Source organism: Methylobrevis pamukkalensis (assembly GCF_001720135.1).
Lineage (GTDB): Bacteria > Pseudomonadota > Alphaproteobacteria > Rhizobiales > Pleomorphomonadaceae > Methylobrevis > Methylobrevis pamukkalensis.
The window spans coordinates 1-15,745 of record NZ_MCRJ01000022.1; the positions used below are offsets into that span (position 1 = coordinate 1).

The 15,745-nt window shown below is 69.6% G+C and carries 17 protein-coding genes; 9 read left to right on the forward strand and 8 right to left on the reverse strand.

What is annotated here, in order from left to right; translation table 11 throughout:
* Positions 1 to 7: 7 nt before the first annotated feature.
* The 5 genes from A6302_RS05540 to A6302_RS22725 all read left to right on the forward strand — a co-directional run bounded on the left by A6302_RS05540 (position 8) and on the right by A6302_RS22725 (position 4,637).
* On the forward strand, positions 8 to 853 hold the full coding sequence (locus A6302_RS05540) for a WecB/TagA/CpsF family glycosyltransferase (protein ID WP_245293935.1): 846 nt from the start codon (positions 8 to 10) through the stop codon (positions 851 to 853).
* A 2-nt stretch (positions 854 to 855) separates the two neighbouring features.
* Positions 856 to 2,070, forward strand: coding sequence for a glycoside hydrolase family 5 protein (locus tag A6302_RS05545; RefSeq protein ID WP_083255549.1), 1,215 nt, complete (start codon positions 856 to 858; stop codon positions 2,068 to 2,070).
* Between the two features lie 133 nt (positions 2,071 to 2,203).
* Entirely contained in the window at positions 2,204 to 3,409 is a 1,206-nt protein-coding gene (locus A6302_RS05550) for a GNAT family N-acetyltransferase (RefSeq protein ID WP_069306215.1), read from the forward strand.
* 17 nt (positions 3,410 to 3,426) lie between these two features.
* Complete coding sequence (locus A6302_RS22720; protein WP_169833505.1) at positions 3,427 to 3,825, forward strand: acyltransferase family protein; 399 nt, start codon at positions 3,427 to 3,429, stop codon at positions 3,823 to 3,825.
* An 11-nt stretch (positions 3,826 to 3,836) separates the two neighbouring features.
* On the forward strand, positions 3,837 to 4,637 hold the full coding sequence (locus tag A6302_RS22725; RefSeq protein WP_069306217.1) for an acyltransferase family protein: 801 nt from the start codon (positions 3,837 to 3,839) through the stop codon (positions 4,635 to 4,637).
* Positions 4,638 to 4,767: 130 nt separating this feature from the next.
* On the opposite strand, the gene A6302_RS05565 is transcribed toward A6302_RS22725, so the two are convergent.
* The 6 genes from A6302_RS05565 to A6302_RS05585 are packed head-to-tail and all read right to left on the reverse strand — an operon-like array spanning position 4,768 to position 10,574.
* Positions 4,768 to 6,297: a glucosamine inositolphosphorylceramide transferase family protein gene (locus A6302_RS05565; protein WP_069306218.1), complete on the reverse strand. Its 1,530-nt coding sequence runs from the start codon at positions 6,295 to 6,297 to the stop codon at positions 4,768 to 4,770.
* A complete protein-coding gene (locus tag A6302_RS24170; protein WP_245293930.1) occupies positions 6,294 to 6,578 on the reverse strand; it encodes a glycosyltransferase in 285 nt (94 codons plus the stop codon). Before A6302_RS24170 ends, A6302_RS05565 begins: the two co-directional genes overlap by 4 nt.
* Positions 6,545 to 7,471 carry a glycosyltransferase gene (locus A6302_RS05570; RefSeq protein WP_245293931.1) on the reverse strand — a complete coding sequence of 309 codons (927 nt, stop codon included), beginning with the start codon at positions 7,469 to 7,471 and terminating at the stop codon, positions 6,545 to 6,547. Before A6302_RS05570 ends, A6302_RS24170 begins: the two co-directional genes overlap by 34 nt.
* Positions 7,468 to 8,901: a lipopolysaccharide biosynthesis protein gene (locus tag A6302_RS05575; RefSeq protein WP_083255551.1), complete on the reverse strand. Its 1,434-nt coding sequence runs from the start codon at positions 8,899 to 8,901 to the stop codon at positions 7,468 to 7,470. Before A6302_RS05575 ends, A6302_RS05570 begins: the two co-directional genes overlap by 4 nt.
* A 51-nt stretch (positions 8,902 to 8,952) precedes the next feature.
* The gene (locus A6302_RS05580; RefSeq protein ID WP_069306219.1) at positions 8,953 to 10,086 is read right to left on the reverse strand and encodes a hypothetical protein; all 1,134 of its coding nucleotides are present in this window, start codon (positions 10,084 to 10,086) and stop codon (positions 8,953 to 8,955) included.
* Positions 10,080 to 10,574, reverse strand: coding sequence for a hypothetical protein (locus tag A6302_RS05585; protein ID WP_069306220.1), 495 nt, complete (start codon positions 10,572 to 10,574; stop codon positions 10,080 to 10,082). Before A6302_RS05585 ends, A6302_RS05580 begins: the two co-directional genes overlap by 7 nt.
* Positions 10,575 to 10,874: 300 nt before the next feature.
* Between A6302_RS05585 and A6302_RS05590 the strand changes: the two genes are divergently transcribed.
* From A6302_RS05590 to A6302_RS05605, 4 genes are all read left to right on the forward strand, one after another.
* Complete coding sequence (locus A6302_RS05590) at positions 10,875 to 11,327, forward strand: hypothetical protein (protein ID WP_069306221.1); 453 nt, start codon at positions 10,875 to 10,877, stop codon at positions 11,325 to 11,327.
* Entirely contained in the window at positions 11,300 to 12,388 is a 1,089-nt protein-coding gene (locus A6302_RS05595; protein WP_069306222.1) for a GumC family protein, read from the forward strand. The genes A6302_RS05590 and A6302_RS05595 overlap by 28 nt, the downstream gene beginning before the upstream one ends.
* Positions 12,385 to 13,407, forward strand: coding sequence for a hypothetical protein (locus A6302_RS05600; RefSeq protein WP_069306223.1), 1,023 nt, complete (start codon positions 12,385 to 12,387; stop codon positions 13,405 to 13,407). The genes A6302_RS05595 and A6302_RS05600 overlap by 4 nt, the downstream gene beginning before the upstream one ends.
* Before the next feature lie 176 nt (positions 13,408 to 13,583).
* Entirely contained in the window at positions 13,584 to 14,327 is a 744-nt protein-coding gene (locus A6302_RS05605) for an SDR family oxidoreductase (RefSeq protein WP_069306224.1), read from the forward strand.
* A gap of 6 nt (positions 14,328 to 14,333) precedes the next feature.
* Here the strand turns inward: A6302_RS05605 and A6302_RS21985 are convergent, their stop codons facing one another.
* Together A6302_RS21985 and rnhA are read right to left on the reverse strand one after the other, a co-directional pair.
* Entirely contained in the window at positions 14,334 to 15,260 is a 927-nt protein-coding gene (locus A6302_RS21985; protein ID WP_141703433.1) for a diacylglycerol/lipid kinase family protein, read from the reverse strand.
* Entirely contained in the window at positions 15,257 to 15,733 is a 477-nt protein-coding gene (rnhA, locus tag A6302_RS05610; RefSeq protein WP_069306241.1) for a ribonuclease HI, read from the reverse strand. Before rnhA ends, A6302_RS21985 begins: the two co-directional genes overlap by 4 nt.
* Positions 15,734 to 15,745: the final 12 nt, after the last annotated feature.

Sequence of the window (15,745 nt, forward strand, 5' to 3'; positions counted from 1 at the left end):
AGGCGTGATGAGAACGATGACGGTCAAATATGCGATCCAGTCATTGACCCCGGCGGTCGGCACGGACGAGCGCCTGCGCGCTGGCGTCACGGGTCCCGAGCTGGTCGAGACGAGCCTGCTCGGCGGGCTCCCGATCGCGGTGATCGATCGTGCCCGCTCCGCTGCGTTGATGATCGAATGGGCCATGGAGCGGCGCGGCAAGGGCCTGCCGCCGATCTACGTGACCTCCGCCAACGGTCAGGTGATCTCCAACTGCGCCACCGATCCGGAGATCCGCGCCCTGTTCGACGAGGCCGACCTGATCCACGCCGACGGCAACCCGATGGTCGCGATCTCGCGCTTCAAATGCGCCAAGCCGATCCCGGAACGCGCGGCCACCACGGACCTCGTCCACGACGTGGCCCGGCTCGCCGAACTGACCGGCGCCCGCTTCTACTTCATCGGCGGCTCGCCCGAGGTGGCAAGGAAAGCTGAAGAAAACATGCGCGCGCTCTATCCGCGCCTCGAGATTGTCGGCGCCCGCGACGGCTACTTCAAGAAGGACGAGGAAGACGCCGTCGTCGCCGCGATCAATGCCGCCCGGCCGGACATCCTCTGGATCGGCTTCGGCGTGCCGCTGGAGCAGCGCTTCATCTCGCGCAACCGCGACCGGCTGACCGGGGTCGGCCTGGTCAAGACCTCGGGCGGGCTGTTCGACTTCCTCTCCGGCGCCAAGAGCCGCGCGCCGAAGATCATGCAGTCGCTCGGCCTCGAATGGCTCTACCGCGCCATCCTGGAGCCGCGGCGGCTGGGCAAGCGCTATCTTACCACCAACCCGCATGCCCTGTGGCTGCTGCTGACAAGTTCGAGGTGAGGATGGCTTTCCGCGTACCGACGATCCGACGCCCTGCCCTCGCGATGCGCCTTGCCGCGCTCGCGCTTGCCGGCCTGCTTGCCGGCACGTCCCCGGGCATGGCGGCGGGCGCGTTTCCGGGCTGCCTGACCGACCGCGACCTCGGGGTCGCGCCGGAGCGGCTCGGCGCACTGGCACGCGGCTTCAATCTTCCCGGCTGGCTCGACCGGCCCGACGGCATTCCGCCGGAGCGCAGCGTGCTGCGCCATCTGCGCATTCTCGGCATGACCCACATCCGCCTGCCGGTGACGGGCGAACTGGTGATGGCGAAATTTTCCGACGAGGGCACGATCACCCGGCACCTGACGCATCTGCGCGCGGCGCTGGACCTGCTGCTCGACGAGGGCTTCGCCGTCTCCGTCGACCTGCACCCCGGCAGTCACTTCGCCGAACTCTATCGGGATGACTCCGAAGCCGGCGCGCTGGCGGTGGAGGATGCCTGGACGCGCATGGCCGCGGTCGTCGCCGGCTATCCGAAGGACCGCGTCTTCGCCGAGGTGCTCAACGAGCCCGTCACCACGCAGGACGTCTGGGCGGAGCATCTGCCGCGCTTCCTCGCCCACCTGCGCGCGCTGCTTCCCGAAACCACGCTGATCGCCCAGCCCTATGGGCCGCAGCGTCCCGAAGTGCTGCTCGGCATGACGCCGTTCGACGACCCGAACATCGTCTACGCGGTCCACTTCTACGATCCGATGGTCTTCACCCATCAGGGCCTCACCTGGTCGACCGACGCCGATCCGCTGACCCATCTCAAGGGCGTTCCCTTCCCGGCCCGCCGGCTCGATCCGAAGATCCGCCAGATGATCGTGGACCTGCGCGCCGAAGGCCGCGCCAGCAGCGCCGCCGTGCTCGACAGCGCGCTGGCGCGCGACTGGAATGCCCAGTCCGCCGACCGGCTGTTCGATGCGCTGCGCACCTGGAGCGACACCAACCGGCGCGCGGTGATCCTCAACGAATTCGGCGTGCTGCGCTTCGAGGCGGCCCCGGACGACCGGGCCCGCTGGCTGGCCGCCGTGGTGACCGCCGCGGAGGCGCGCGGCTGCGCCGCCTGGACCCACTGGGATTATGCCGACGGCTTCGGCCTGCTCGATCCGGGCACCGGGCTTCCGGACGATCTCGTCATGCGTGCGCTGCTCGATCCGGGTTCGATCCCGCAGACGGTGGACGCGGACAAGTGACCGACGTGTCCGGGACGCGGTGGGGACCGCTGCCCCGGACGACACCTCATCGGCCGCACGCAGGGGGTGCGGCGGCCCACATCTGGCGGACGTCACTGCAGGGCGGCCGCCGGTATCACGAGCGGGGAACGACATGCTGAGCAACGACGCGATGCCGGACTCCCGTCCGGCCGTGGACTGGACGGAGACCCTGCTGACCGAACGATCGACCGCGGCGGGCACGATGGACCCGGCGACGCTCAACATGCGCGTCTTCGACCGCGCGGACGACGCCGAACTCTGGGTCGCCTGGGACCAGATCGAGTCCTACGGCCATCTGACGGTGTTCCAGAGCCGCTTCTTCATGGAGCGGTTCCTGAAGGTTGTTGCGCCCGCCAGCGGTGCAACGCCGGCGGTCGTGGTCGCCTGCGATGCCCACGGGCGCCCGCAGGTGATCGCGCCTTTCGTGCGCCTGCGCCGGCAGGGCGTGACGGTCCTGGAACTCGCCGACCTCGACCTTTGCGACTATGCGGCGCCGCTGCTCGGTCCCGCCGCCCAGTTCGATGTGGCCGGCGCGATCGCGCTGTGGCAGCGCATCCTGGCCGCCCTGCCCCGCGCGGATGTGGTGCGGATGAAGAAGATGCCGCCGCAGATCGGCCCGTTGCCCAATCCCTTCGTCCTGCTGCCGGGGGTGGCCGAGATGGGCGTCACCACCGCCGTCGTGCCGATGGCGGGCACGGACATCACGAAGTCCAGCGCCTACAAGGACGCGGCCGGCAAGATCCGCAAGATGAAGCGCGAAGGCGACTATGCCTTCGAGGTCGTCACCGATCCGGACGAGATCTCGAAGATCATCGACGTGATGATCGCCCAGCGCCATGACCGCTGCGCCGAACTCGGCCAGCACAGCAATCTCGACCATCCGGCGATCGGCGGCTTCTTCAAGGAACTCGCCATGGCCGGCGCCGCGGACGGACGCACCAGCGTCACCGCCACGAAATACGACGGCCAGTATATCGCGACCTTCCTCGGCTACGTCCATCGCGGCCGCTTCAACGGCATCATCACCGCCATGGGTTGCGACAGCTTCCGGCGCTATTCGCCCGGCCTGTGCAACATGGTGGCGACCCAGGAATACTGGAAGAACGCCGGCCTCGACGTGTTCGACATCGGCGTCGGCGCCCACAGCTACAAGACCCGCTTCGGCGGCACCGGCCTTGAACTGTCGGAATACCAGCAGGCGCTGACGCTGCGCGGCTTCCTGCTCGCCTTCGAGGCGAAGATCCGCCGCCGCGGCCGCCAGTTCCTCGAGCAGCATCCGGACCTCAATCGCCGGATCCGCCGCCTCCTTCACAAGTGATCCACGGACCCGACGCCATGACCATCGAGGACGTCCGCTTCAATCCCCGCGACTATGTGTCGGCCGAGCCGATGGAGACGACCGTCGTGCCCGCCGCCGTCCCGGCCGCCTTCGACCGGCCGTTCTCGGCGCCGCTGCACGGCGTGCGCGGGGTCGCCGCGCTGGCGGTGGTCTGGAGCCATGTGCTCGCCCTCCTTGCGGTCGCAAGCCCGACGCTCCTGCCGCTCGGTTTCATGAGCGGCGGCGGCGCGGCGGTGGCGCTGTTCTACGTGCTCAGCGGCGCGGTGCTGGCGATCTCGCTGAAGCGCTTTGCCCCCTCGATCCCGGCCTTCGCCGCCTACGGCGTGCGCCGGCTGTTCCGGCTCTATCCGCTGCTGATCGCCACCACCGCCTTCGGCTTCGGCTATGCTTCCTGATCCATCCGCATGTGAACGGCGCCCTGTTCGAGCCGAGCTTCTTCGGCCACTACAGCGAGCCGGTCGGACCGTTCAAGATCGTCGCGAGCTTCCTCGGGCTGATCGACAAGGCCAACCCGCCGACCTGGTCGATCTTCGTCGAACTGATCGCCTCGGCGCTGCTGCCCTTCTTCGTGCTCTACGCCCGCGACCTGACGCGCGCCGCGGTTCTCTCCGCCGGCCTGCTGGTCGTCTCCTTCGCGATGCCGCTGCTGCCCGAAACCCACCTGTTCCTCTACCGCTGGCCGGCCTTCATGGTGAACTTCGCGGTCGGCATCCTTGCGCTGCATGTCGCCCTGCAGCTGCGCCCGCAGCTTGCCCGCCTCCCCGCGTCGGTCTCGCTGGTTGCCTCGGTCGGCCTGTTCTTCGTGCTGATGAACGGGCGGGCGCTGATGGATGCGGCCGGCTACACCTACTCCGGCCACGCCGACCCGGTGACCAACCTCTTCGAGATGGCCGTGTCGATGGCGCTGATCGTGCTCCTGCTGGAGGCCGCGCCGAAGCTGGCGACCACCCGGCCGCTGAAGATCCTCGGCGATCTCTCCTACGGCATCTACCTCATCCACTTCCCGATGCTGTTCACGGTCGCCGCCGGCTTGGTGCTGCTGTTCGGCGCCGACCTGCTCGCCGCTCACAGCGATCTCTTCGCCCTGAGCCTCGCGATCGTCACGACCCTCGCCGTGCTGGTGGCCAGCGCCCTTGCCTGGCGCTTCCTGGAAAAGCCGATGATCGACGCCGGCCGCCGCCTTTCGAACCGGATCGACGGGCGGTAAGGACTCCAGGCACGGCGCTGCCCGTGCCTTGCTGCATGACCCGACAACGACAAAGCCCCGGCGGTGACCTTCACCGCCGGGGCTTTCGTCATTTCTGCGTTGGAAATCGGCCGCGGAAGGATCGGAAAGACTACGCCCCCGGCTCCCGCCGCGCATCGACCAGCTTCGCCAGCGCCGGAAGCTTCGGGCGGATGGTCGTGCCGTCGATGACCTCCAGCCGGCCGGCGCGGTTCAGCGTGTGGAGCTTGCGGCCCGGCCAGCGCGGTCCCGGGCGCACGATGTGGCGGACCTCCTGCGCAAATCCCTCCGGATCCAGCCGGGTCACCTCGGCAAGGCCGAGCGCGGAGCCGTAGCCGCCGCTGCAATCCTGGACCGGCCGCCAGAGCCGCCCGTCGCGGATCACCATGTTGCCCGCGGGCCGCGCGCTGTCGCGATCGATCAGCACGGGGTTTTCGGCAAGCGGCGTCCACGGGCCGAACAGATCGGGCGCATGCCAGATCGACAGGCAGTCGGACCAGCCGCCGCCATCGTCGTAGGTCGCCGCGAACATCCACATCCGCCCCTCGTGGGGGATGATGGTGACGTCGGCTGCGACCAGCCCCGAGAGCAGCACCGCACAGCGCTCCCAGCGGTCGGGGAAGGACACGCAGCGATAGAGTGCGACGTCGCGGTTGCCGCCCGTCTCCGGGATCATGTAGAGCGCGCCGCCGTGCGCGATCAGGAAGGGAAAGGAGAGGTGCCAGGGATCTTCCAGCACCGGCCTCATCGCGCCGACCGGTCCGTCCGGGCCGATCTCGATCGCCGAGATGATGCCCTTGCCGACATGGTGGTCGAGATCCTCGACGAACAGCACGCTGCGCCCCTGCCAGGTGACCGGCACGGGATCGGCGTAGAAGCGGTGGCCGGGATCGGGCAGCACGTTCCAGCGCGGGCCGGAGAGATCGCCGCGTTCCATCACGCCGTCGCCGTCATTCATCCGCCAGCCGACGCGCCAGTGCGGGGCGTGGCAGCAGAGGCGGTAGATCTCGCGGATGGCGCTCGCCGCCAGCAGCCTGGCCTCGAAGGCATAAGGACTGCGCGGGGCAAAGGACCTCGGCGCCAGGGACGGCAGCGGCGTCGGGCGCCGGCCTTGCCGATGCAGCCCGACGAGCTTTTCCAGAAGCGTGACGAGCCGGGCCGACACCGCGTCGATGCCGCCGGAGAGGCCACCGGCGGTTTCGGGTGAGGGATTGGCCCGGCCGAGGACATCGCCGGTCGCCACGTCCACGACCTCGACGATCGGCAGGCGCCCGGAGAGAACGGCGGCCAGCAGTGCCTCCTCGCCAGCGACACCGTCATAGAGCACCGCCAGCCGCAGCGTGCCTGGTTGCGCCGCGCCCTCCAGCGCGTCGGCGGCGAGATCGATGACGACCTCGGCGGTGCTCCCCGCCGGTGGCAGGGCGAGGTCGGCGGGCGTCATCGGATCGGCGGCGCCGGGACGCAGGCGGCGCAGCAACAGGCGCTCCAGCTCGATCAGCAGCGCCGTGCTGCGTCCCGTCCCGGCGGCGGCACCGGACGGGTCGAGTTCGACCGCAACGCCGGGCAGCGCGGCAAGGCGCGCGGCGAGGCGCCCGGTCCAGCGCCGGAGTTGCGGCGCAGGACAGCGCAGGAGAACGATCATGCCGGAACGGTGGTCATGCCGCCGGAGCCGGCGGGCGATGCAACGTCGAGATCGCGCATGATCTTCACGTAGCCCTCGACCATGGCGTCGAGCGAGTATTTCTTCTCGAGCTGCCGTCCGGTGGCCGACAGCGTCGTCGCCAGCGCCGGATCCGTCAGCACGCGGGTCATCGCCGCGGCGAAGGCCGCGACGTCGGTTGCGTCGACGAATTCCGCGCAGGGCGCGCCGTCCACCGACAGCACCTCCCTCAGCACGGGCAGGCCGTTGGCGACGACCGGCACGCCGGCCTGCGCCGCCTCGCGCCGGCGAGGCCGAAGGTCTCGGCGAGCGAGGGAAAGGCGAAGACGTCGAGGGCGGCGAGAAACTCGCCGACCTTCACGGACGGCAGTTCGCCGACGAAATGGACCCGGTCGCCGACAGAGGTCTCGGCCACGATCGCCTCGAGGCGATCGCGGTCCGGCCCCTGCCCGGCCAGCGCCAGATGCACGCCGGGCATCAGGCCGAGCGCCCGGATCGGCACCTCGAGATTCTTCATCGGGTTGAGCCGCGCCACCGTGCCGGCGAGCGGAACGTCCTGCGGCAGGCCGAACAGGCTGCGCGCCTCGGTCTTCGTCAGCGACGCGGCCTTGTTCTGGAAGCCGTGGTCGACATGGACGAGGCGGCGGCGATAGGCGGCCGGATGGCCGGCGAACTCGCGCTCGGTGTCGGTCGAGTTGACCACATTGGCGTGGTAGAGGCCGATCGACCCCATCAGCCTGTCGGCGGCGCGCAGCAGCCGGTTCATCATCTCCGGCGCCGAATTCTGGTTGGCGATCACATGCGGCACGCCGGCAAGATGGGCGGCCGGCACGCCGAAGAAGTTGCCGTAATGCTGGAAGGTCATCACCACGTCCGGCTTCACCTTGCGGATCTCGCGCCAGAGCGTGACGAGGAACTTGCCGAAGGCGAGCGGCGTGCCCGGGCGGTGGCAGCAGCAGAAGTGGGTGTTGGGCGTGTCGTCGAAGCCGTCGGTGCGACGATAGAAGAACAGCTGGTGGACCTCGTAGCCACGGGCCTCGAGGCCAAGACCGAGCAGGCGTGCGATCTCCTGCGCCCCGGCATTCTCGGCCTGGGTCTGCACCAGCATCACCTTCGGCCGTCCGGCCACGGCACGCTCGTTGCCAGATGTGGTCATGTCGGCGACCTTTCCGCGTCTGCGGGCGGCACGGTCTGCGCCGATGCCTCCGCCTTGAACAGTTGCCGCACGGACGGGTCGAGCCCGGTCAGCCGGCGGCATTCGAAATTGAGCACCATGGTCATCGCCACGAAGGAGACCGCGGTGGAGATCGCCGCGCCGGTCACGCCGAGCAGCGGGATCAGCAGGAAGAAGCCCGCGCAGCGCATGGCGACGCTGCCCGCGATCACGCCGAGGTAGCGGCCCTCATGGCCGGTCAGAAGCAGGATCGACGGGGCGGGGCCTGCGGCCGCGACCGCGGCCGTGCCGATCGAGAGGATCAGCAGGATCGGATACTGGTCCATGTATTCGGCGCCGAAGATCCAGAGCATCAGCTTGCCGCCGATCAGCACCGCCACAAGCCCCGTCACCACGATCAGCGCCGTGAACAGCGCCATCGAGCGCATCACCCGGCCGAGTTCCGCGGTCTCGCGCCCGAAGTAGAGCCGGGGGATATGGCGCGTGCCGAAGGTGTTGATGCCGTCGGCCGCCATGGCGAAGCTGTTGGCAAGGCGCGCGGCGACGAAATAGGCGCCGGCCGCGACCGGGTCGATCAGCAGGCCGATGATGATCACCTCGGCATACTGGTTGATCGATTCCATGATCGCCGACAGCCACATCTTCCACGAGCGCGGCACCCAGTTGGCCGTGTCGTAGGCGATGCGGGCGGCGCGAACGGCCTGCGGGACATGCCGGCGGATCGCCAGAAGCTGGATCGTGACCGACAGGGCGATGCCGCCGGCGGCGACGAGGAAGAAGTCCGACGCCGTGACCGCAACCGACATCACCATCGCCGCGATCAGCACGACGACGACCACCAGCCGCCAGGTGATCTCGCGGTGGGCGTCGCCGACGAAGATGTTGACGATCGCCCGCGAGGCATGGGTCGTGTAGAGCAGCAGCGTGTGGAGAAGCAGGAAGACCCCGAGCCCGACCGCCATCGCAACGTCGCCCTCGGCCCACATCTCGTAGCCGAAGATCGCAAGGCCGACCGGGATGGACAGGCCGATGGTGACGGCAAAGCCGAACACCAGCGCGCCCTTGGCAAGGCCCTCGGCCTTCTGCGCCAGATATTCGTTCCAGGCCCGGACGATCAGCAGTTCCTGCCCGAAGACGGCGACCACCGAGGCGAGCGAGACCAGCGAGAACCAGATGGCAAATCGCCCGAACTCGACCTCGCCCATGGCCCGTGCGGCCAGCGAGAACAGCAGGAAGGACGAGGCCGCGCTCGCGACCTTCAGGAGCATGGTGCCGAAGATCGCGTGATTGGACCGGTTTGCCGTGAAGCCGCGGATCTTCGCAACAAGGCGGGCGACGAGGCTCTCGCGGGTGGGCGCGGTCTCGAAGCCGGCGGCGGCATCGCCGCGGATCGTCTGGCCGTCGTCACTCATCGGACATCCCTGTCGTGTCGTCGCGCTGAAAGTCCGGCCCGGATGCGGGCGTCATGGTCGCCCGCCTGGATCGCCGAGCGGCTGCAACCGTCCGGCTGCCTCCGGGGCGAGGGTCGGGACGGCGGGTGGGTCGAGCACCCCCGTCCGCGCCGCCGACCCGATGGCCAGCGCCGCGAAGGCGAGCATCAGCCCCAGCGACAAAGGTGAAAATAGTGCCTCCTCCTGAAACAAACCGTTCACGAGGATGGCAAACAGTCCGTAAGCGGCGACGCAGAACTGCGGGTGCCGCAGGCGGTCGAACAGCCGCCAGACCGTGAAGCCGACCCAGTAGTAGAAGCCGAGGACGATGAAGGCCGCGACGCCCATCTGGTAGAGCAGCACGCCGACCGCGCTTTCCACCGCCGCCTCGGTCTCGCCGCTCTTCTGGGCGTTTTCCCAGTCGAGTTCGCCGAAGTTGGTGGCAAGATTGCCGCCCGAGCCGAGACCGTGGCCGATCGGATTGGCGAGGAACCCCTTCACGCCGCCGATCAGGCCGAGCACGTGATAGTCGCCGACGCGAAGGCCGCTGATGATCACGAAGGGGATGTAGAGGCACATCAGCCCGACGAAGCCGGCGAGCACGATCCGCCCCTGGAACACGGTGCTCGCCAGCGTCATCGATGTCGCCAGCAGCAGCACGATCAGCGCGCCCTTGGCGCTGGTGAAGACCAGGATCGGCAGGATCAGCGCGAACAGCACGAAGCGCCGGCAGGAGAACAGGAACAGCGCGAGGAAGCTGATCGCATAGGCGAAGCTGATCGAGTGGAAGTTCGGCCCGTTGACGCGCAGCACCGTGAGATCGAGATCGCTCAGCAGCGCCGTGTTGAACAGCGTGACCCGGAACGCGTCGAGCACGTCGGTCATCACCTGCCGGTGGATCTGGGCGATGCGGAAATAGAGGCCGGCCTCGCGCGCGTCGGTGGAGTTCAGCCACCAGTAGGCGTGGGAATTGGTCAGGCGGAACCACTCGTCGCGGAACAGGAACTCGAAATAGCCGAGCAGCATCACGAGCGTGGCGAGAAAGATCAGCGACGTGGTCACGTTCGGCCGGTGCGCGTAGGCCACCGTGAGGCACACCTGGAACAGCATCAGCGGCAACGCGATGTTGCGCAGGTAGATGATCGCGCCCTGCGGGCTCTTCACCATCCATAGGCGAAATAGAGCCCGACGATCAGCAGAACCACGGTGCTGGCGTAGAAGTAGCGCATGAACGGCGTCGAATAGGCGTGGCGCCGCAGCAGCACCTCGAACCAGAAGAACAGGAAGAACACGACGAGCGTCAGGAAGTTGAAGCCGCGCACGAAGTTGAAGTCGGCGGAACTGGTGATGTAGGGCGAGACCAGCGCCACGAAGAGATTCTGGAACAGCACCGAGACGATGATGACGACGGGAATCACCTTCGGCGCGAAATTCGCCACCAGCAGCGCCGCCAGCACGGCGGCGCCGACCGCGAGGCCCTTGTGGATCTCGCTGGCGACCACCGGCAGCGCGGTGAGGAAGAAGGCGACGGCGAGCGACAGCACGCCGTGAACCGCGTAGCGGCCGAGCCAGACGAAGGTCTGCCCTCCGGTCCGGCCGGCGTCTTCCCGGGTATCCTGCGCGGTACTGACCCGTGCGGTGCTGGCGACGGTCACGATCCCTCCTGCGGCCCACGCGGCCTTCGGGCCGGATGCGGGGGTGTCGCAGGCGTGGCGGGCGGCCGGAAGGCGCGCCTGGTCTGCCCTGCGAGAGCGGCAGGCTACAGGCTCGCCGTTTAACACGCGGTGTAACCGGGCGGGCTAGTGGCCCGTTATGGCTAACGAAATCTTAAACGTCCCCATGGTTGACTGACCTCGTGTCGGGGATGGCGTCGCCCTCTCCGGACCTGTCGCATGCCGCGAGCGATCCGCGCCTCAGTCCGTTGCGCCGCCTCGCGTCGTCAGAAGGACCGATCGATGAGCCGCCGTCACGATGGATTCGACTGGGAGACGCCGGAAGCGCCCGCGGGCGCCGCCGCCGCACCGACGACGTCGGTCGGGCTGATCGACCCCGTCGCCATCCTGCGCTTCTTCGCGGTCTACTGGGGCCGCGCGGTGAAGTTCGCCATTCTCGGCCTGCTGCTGGCCGCCGCGGCCTATTTCGTGATGCCGGTGCGCTATGCGGCGACGGCGCTGATCCTCGTCGATCCGCGCACCCCGCGCATCACCCTCAGCGAGGACGTGCTGCCGGGCATCGGCAACGATGCCGTGGCGCTTGAAAGCCTCGTGCAGGTCGCGACCTCCGACGGCTTCCTCAATCCGATCTTCGATCAGCTGAACATCGCGGACGATCCCGAATTCAACTCCGGCTCGATCTTCGGCGGCGCGCGACCCGCCTCGGCATGCTGTCGCGCTTCCGCAACCAGATGAAGATCGAGCGCCGTGGCATCACCTATGTCGTCGAGGTCACCTTCACGTCGCGCGACCGCGACAAGGCGGCCCGCTACGCCAACGCCATCGCCGAGACCTTCATCGCCCAGCAGTCCGGCACCCGCGTCGACGCGGCGTCGGATGCGGCCGACTGGCTGCGCACGCGCCTGTCCGCCCTCGCCGAGTCCGTGCGCAGTTCCGAAGCAGCCGTGGCCGAGGCGCGCACGCGCTACGGCATCGTCAACGCCGGCAACGACATCACCGTGCGCGAGCGCGAACTCGGCGACCTCGTGCAGCAGGTGGCGCTGGCCCGCTCGCGGGCCGAGGAGGCGAGCGCCCGCTACGAGCAGTCGCGCATCAGCGTCAGCGACCCGCTGTCGGAAAACCCTGAGGGCGCGACGTCGTCGGTGCTGTCGAACCTGCGGATCCAGCACTCGCAACTCGGGCGCCAGATGGCGGAACTCCGGCTGGTCTACGGCGACCGTCACCCGACGCTACAGGCGCTGCAGGTGCAGATGGCCAGCAACGAGGCCCAGATCCGCGTCGAGGTTGACCGCCAGATCGCCCAGGCCGACCGTTCCGCCAAGGCGGCGCGCGAACAGCTCGTCGCGCTCGAAAGCCGGCTCCAGCAGATGGAGCAGGAGGCCGCGACCACCGACGAGGCCTCGGTCAAGGTCCGGGCGCTCGAGCGCGAGGCGGAAGCCAACCGCCGCCTCTACGAGGAATTCCTCGGCCGCTTCAAGGCGACCAGCGAGCAGACCTCGCTGCAGAAGTCCGAAGCCCGCATCGTCTCCCCGGCGACCCCGCCGCTGAAGTCCACCCGGATCAGCCCGATCATCCTCGGCATCGCCGGCATCATGCTCGGCATCGTCGCCGGCTTCGGCTCGGCGCTGCTCGGCGAGGCGCTGTCGGCGGCCGGCCTGATGCGCCGCCGTGTTCCCACGTCGCCTGCCCCGGACAAGACGCATGCGCCGGCCCCGATGCGGTTCGCGACGCCCCCTCCGCCGTCGCGGCCACCCCGGTCGTCTCGCCCGTCCTCGCCCCGGCCGCCGCATCGATGACCGCCGCGAAACCGGACACGGTGCGCGTCCGCACGCCCGGCGAGGCCGCCCCGCGCCGGCCGCAGGTCGCGCCCGTCGCTCCGGCTCCCGTGGCCGCGACGCCAGTGGCCCCGGTCACGGCCGAAGCCACCCCAGCCCCGACCATCACCCCGTCCGGCTCCTCCTCGGTGGCGGCGACCACCATTTCCGCTGCCGCGGCGGCGGCCGTTGCCGCCTCGCTGGCGAGCGACGAGGACGCCACCGTCAATGATCGCTCCGAGCGCCTGAAGACGCGCTTCCGCAAGCGCCGCGACGCCCTGCGCGCCTCCCTTGGCGACGAGACGGCCACGCTGCCGGCGGACGACATGGCCCCGCAGGACGAACCTGCGCCGGTTGCCGACGCGAACGTCGGCCCCGAGATGGGCGACCTTGCCCCGCTCGCCGCGCTGGTTCAGCCCTGGGTCGACGTGCTTGCGAATCCCGACGCGCTCGACGTGCCGGTCCAGGTCGTCCTTGTCGCGGCGGCCACCCGCCGCAGCGGCCACCGGGAGCTTGCCGACGCCCTCGCCTTCGCCGCCGCCGACGCCGGCCTGCGGACCGTGCTTCTGGAGACCGAGCCGGATGCGGCCTCCGCGCTCGGCGGGCGGGACGGCCTGCTCGACGTGCTGCTCGGCGTGGTCAGCCTCGACGAGGCGCTGGTCGAGATCCCCGGCCGGCCGCTGACGGTGCTGCCGTTCGGCTCGGCCGAATCGGGCCTGCCCGTGCACGCACCGCTGGAAATGCCGGAGCTTCTGGAACTGCTGGAGAGCCTGCGCGGCCGCTATGCCGCGGTGATCATCAAGGGTCCGGCCGCCGGCGGCGAACCGCATCTCGCCGGCCTCGTCGGCCAGTCCGACGCGGTGCTGATGGTGGCCGAGGAAGGCCGGATCGGCCACCGCGCCGCGGAAATCGCGCTGGAGGGCCTCGCCCCGCACGAGGACTGCGTCTGCCGGCTGCTGACCTGGCCGCGGGCCGAGGCGAGCGACCGCGTCGCCGGCTGAACCGGCCCCCCGTCCGAACTCCTCAGGGAGCAAAACTTCTTTTGTCCCGTGCCGTCCATCGTGTATCGCTGGAACGCCGTCCCCTCCCCCGCGGCGGGACGGCGCCACCCTCACGACAGGACGCCGGCCGGGCGACGCGATGTCCCCCTGAAGCGCCGGCGCGGACGGGACACGCGATGACCGACAGACTGAAGGGCAAGACCGCCATCGTCACTGCCGCCGCGCAGGGGATGGGCCGCACCGCCGTGCTGGCCTTCGCCGCCGAAGGCGCCCGCGTGCTGGCGACCGACGTCAACGCCGAGCGGCTCGCCGCGCTTGCCGACGTGCCGGGCGTGACCACCCGCCTCCTCGACGTGACCGACGGCGCCGCCGTCGCCGCCCTTGCCGCCGAGGCCGAGGCGCCGGACATCCTGTTCAACTGCGCCGGCTTCGTCCACCACGGCACCGTGCTCGACTGCGACGAGGCGGCCTGGGACTTCTCCTTCGATCTCAACGTCAAGTCGATGTACCGGATGATCCGCGCCCTTCTGCCCGGCATGCTGGACAACGGCGGCGGCTCGGTCATCAACATGGCCTCGGTCGCCTCGAGCGTGATCGGCGCGCCGAACCGCTTCGTCTACGGCGCTAGCAAGGCGGCCGTGATCGGCATGACCAAGGCGCTCGCGACCGACTTCGTGGCAAGGGGCGTGCGGTTCAACGCGGTCTGTCCGGGCACGGTCGAGAGCCCCTCGCTGGAGGGACGGATGCGCGCGCTCGGCGACTACGAGACCACCCGCGCCGCCTTCGTCAACCGCCAGCCGATGGGCCGGCTCGGCACCGCCGAGGAGATCGCCCACCTCGTCGTCTATCTCGCCAGCGACGAGTCGGCCTTCATGACCGGTCAGGCGATCGTCATCGATGGCGGGTGGAGCAACACCTGATTGCCCTCAGGGCACGATCACGCTGAGCACCCGCGGATGGGCCTCGATCGGCGCCTCGCTCACCGGGATCGCGTCGCCGTCGACCTGCATCAGGATGCCCTCGCCCGAGAGCCGCACGCGGGCGACCGCCCGGTCGACCACGCCCTTCAGCCGGTCGAGGCGACCGAGCCCCAGCATCACCGCCGCCTTCAGCAGCGTCATCGGCCGGTCATCGGCCAGCGTCACCAGCCGCAGGCCGGGATCGGTGACGCTGGTGTGACGGGTGATCGACATCGGTCCGCCATAGCAGCGGGCGGTGGTGACCACCGCGATCCGGCAGACGCTGGTCTCGCCGTCGGCGTTGACGATCACGTCGCGGCCGGTGCCGGCGAGCGCGAGCCGGATGGCGGCGAGCGCATAGGCAAGCGGGCCGATCCTGCGCTTCAGGACCGGATCGACGCCGTGGACCACCGCGCCGTCGAAGCCGGCCGAGGCCATCAGCAGGAAGGCGCGCAGGCCGATCTGGCCGAGGTGCAGCGGCGCCAGCCGGCGCCGGATCAGCATGCGCGCGATCGTCCCCGGCCGGAACGGCAGGTTCAGTTCGCGGGCCAGCACGTTGGCGGTACCGAAGGGCAGCACGGCAAGGGCGGGCGGACGGTGCGGGCGAGACACAAGGCCGTTCACCGCCTCGTTGATCGAGCCGTCGCCGCCGCCGATCACCAGCGTGTCGATCTCCGGCGGCAAGGTGCGGGCGATCTCGACAAGGTCGCCGGCCCGGGTCGTCAGCCGCACCTCGACGCCGAGACCGGCGGCGCGCAGGTCTGCGGCGAGGCGATTGAGCCGGCGGGCGCGGAAGCCGCCGGCCGTCGGGTTGGCGACGATCAGGATCTCGCGGGTCTGGGCCGCCACGGTCTCCGGCCGTCCGAGGGCGGCGGCGACGGGAAGCTCGGTCATTGGGCGGCTCCGCGGCCCGGACGTCGGTGGAACGGCCGCATGCCCTCGCGGGCGAGTTCGTCGGCGCGCTCGTTCATGTCGTGGCCGGCATGGCCCTTGACCCAGTGCCAGGTGACCTGATGGCGCCCGCGCGCGTCCTCCAGCCGCTGCCAGAGATCGGCGTTCTTCACGGCCTTCTTGTCGGCGGTCTTCCAGCCGTTGCGCTTCCAGTTGTGGATCCAGGTGGAGATGCCGCCCTTCACATACTGCGAATCCGTGTGGATCTCGACCCGGCACGGCCGCTTCAGCGCCGTCAGCGCCTCGATCGCGGCCATCAGTTCCATGCGGTTGTTGGTGGTGTCGGCCTCGCCGCCGCAGAGTTCCTTCACCACGTCGCCGAAGGTGAGGATCGCGCCCCACCCGCCCGGCCCGGGATTTCCCGAGCAGGCGCCGTCCGTGTAGATCACGACCGTCGGCTCCGCCTCGTCGGTCATGACCGCACGTCC